Annotated in this window: 1 protein-coding gene; it reads left to right on the forward strand. The window is 44.1% G+C overall.

The genetic code is table 11. The annotated features are described in order from the left end of the window. On the forward strand, positions 1-2,156 hold a 2,156-nt coding region (locus ACFSKV_RS18950; protein ID WP_380806463.1), incomplete at both ends, for a carboxypeptidase-like regulatory domain-containing protein.

Consider the following 2,156-nt stretch of genomic DNA (forward strand, 5'->3'; position numbering starts at 1 on the left):
TGGCTCCGGGATGGAGATTGCACCGGGTGAGTTTGTGGTCTCTAATGGGACAGCTATGGCAGAGTGGTTATATGGGCTGGAACCGGGTACCACGTATCATTTTGCAGTATTTGAATACAATGGAACAGGATCGGAAACTTTTTACCTCACTGATCCCTATTTGGCAGGAACTGGAAGCACTCTTTCAACTCCAATGATTCAATCCAGCAATGCCTTTATCAGTAGCAGAAGTAATAACTCTATCAATATTTCCTGGACTCGGGGCGATGGTGCAAATCGGATTTTGATCGGAAGAAAGGATGGGCCTGTAAATGTGGAGCCTCAGGATCTTACCAATTACAGCACTTCTGCCAACTTTGGGACAAGCTGGACTGAAATAGGAACAGGAAACTTTGCACTTGCAGCCGGTAACGGAAACAATGTAAATATTACCAACCTTGAGCCGGGTACCAATTATAATTTTGCGCTTTTTGAATACAATGGATCCCAAGCCAAGCTTTACCTCAGACCGGGATATTCTTTTGCTTTGGCCACTTTTGGAGAAAGACCAACTGTTCAGACTTCGAATGCCACCTATTCCAACATTGGTTTCAATTCATTTGATGTTTCTTTTGTCAAAGGAAATGGAACTAGAAGACTGGTATTGGCTAGGGCAGGGTCTGCTGTCAATGCCGGTCCTGCTGATTTTGCATCTTATTCTGCAAATTCGACTTTTGGCCAAGGGGATGAGATTGGTTCAGGAAATTTTGTGGTTTACAACGGTCTGGATGAAAATTTCAGTCTTGCAGGATTGAGTCCCGGAGTCACTTATCATTTGGCATTTTTCGAATATACCGTTTCTGAACAGGGTGAATTGTATTTGGCTCCAGCCTATACCTCGACTCAAGCTACCTTTGAGAATTATGATCTGGCTATTTCTGCAGTGCTCAGTCCTGAATCGTCCTGTGATTTGAGTGAGGCAGAAAAAATCATTGTTGAAGTTTCCAATTTAAGTTCTACTCCTGTAGAGGTCTTTAGCTTGGGATACTCTATTAATGGAGGAACTCCTGTGATAGAAGAGGTTTCAGGAGAAAACCTTCTTCCAGGCAATGGTACTTTTACTTACACTTTTATTCAATCAGCTGATTTCTTTAATGAGGGAATTTATGATCTAAGGGTCTTTCTGATTCTTGAAGGGGACATCAATCGAGAAAATGATGAATTGACTGTATCTGTGGAAAATTATCCTGTCCCCATTGTATCTGTCACCGAAGATACCTCAATTGTAGAAGGGGAATCCCTGCTTCTTGAGGCTACAGGAGGTGTAGAATATTTGTGGAGTACTGGGGAAACAACAGCTAGTATTACGGTGCAGCCTACCGAAACCACAGTCTACACAGTTTTGATAACAGACCAAAATGGATGCTCTGCAGAGCTTTCTGTTCAAGTAGAAGTCCTACCTAATCCTTGTGGAGGTCTTTGTCCTGAGGGTTCGATCTGTTTTAACGGACAGTGTATTCCCGAGATTCTCACGGTTACGGGAACAGTCCGGGATTTGGATACCAATGAACCGTTAGCCGGTGCAAAAATAACATTAGATGGGGAGTGTACGCTTTGTCAATTTGATTGGACTCAGGATGTGTTTACGGATTCTGAGGGTAATTTCAATGTCCAACTTTCCTATGGATCCAGCCTTAATTTTTCCAAGTCGGGCTATCTGAATGTATCCTTTGGTCCTGTGACTGCAGATGTGCCGGATGCGGTGGTTTTGATGGAAGCAGGTGATCCGTTATGCACGGGCATAGAGTGTCCTGAAGGTTCGATCTGTTTTAACGGACAGTGTATTCCCGAGATTCTCACGGTTACGGGAACTGTCCGGGATTTGGATACCAATGAGCCGTTAGCCGGAGCAAAAATAACATTGGATGGGGAGTGTACGCTTTGTCAATTTGATTGGACTCAGGATGTGTTTACGGATTCCGAGGGGAATTTCAGCGTACAGCTTAGCTATGGATCCAGCCTTAATTTTTCCAAATCGGGCTACCTGAATGCATCCTTTGGTCCTGTGACTGCAGATGTACCGGATGCGGTGATTTTGATGGAAGCAGGGGATCCGTTATGTGCGGGTATAGAGTGTCCTGAGGGTTCGATCTGTTTTAACGGACAGTGTATTCCCG

The sequence above is a fragment of the Shivajiella indica genome, from assembly GCF_042683085.1.
Classification (GTDB): Bacteria; Bacteroidota; Bacteroidia; order Cytophagales; family Cyclobacteriaceae; genus Shivajiella; species Shivajiella indica.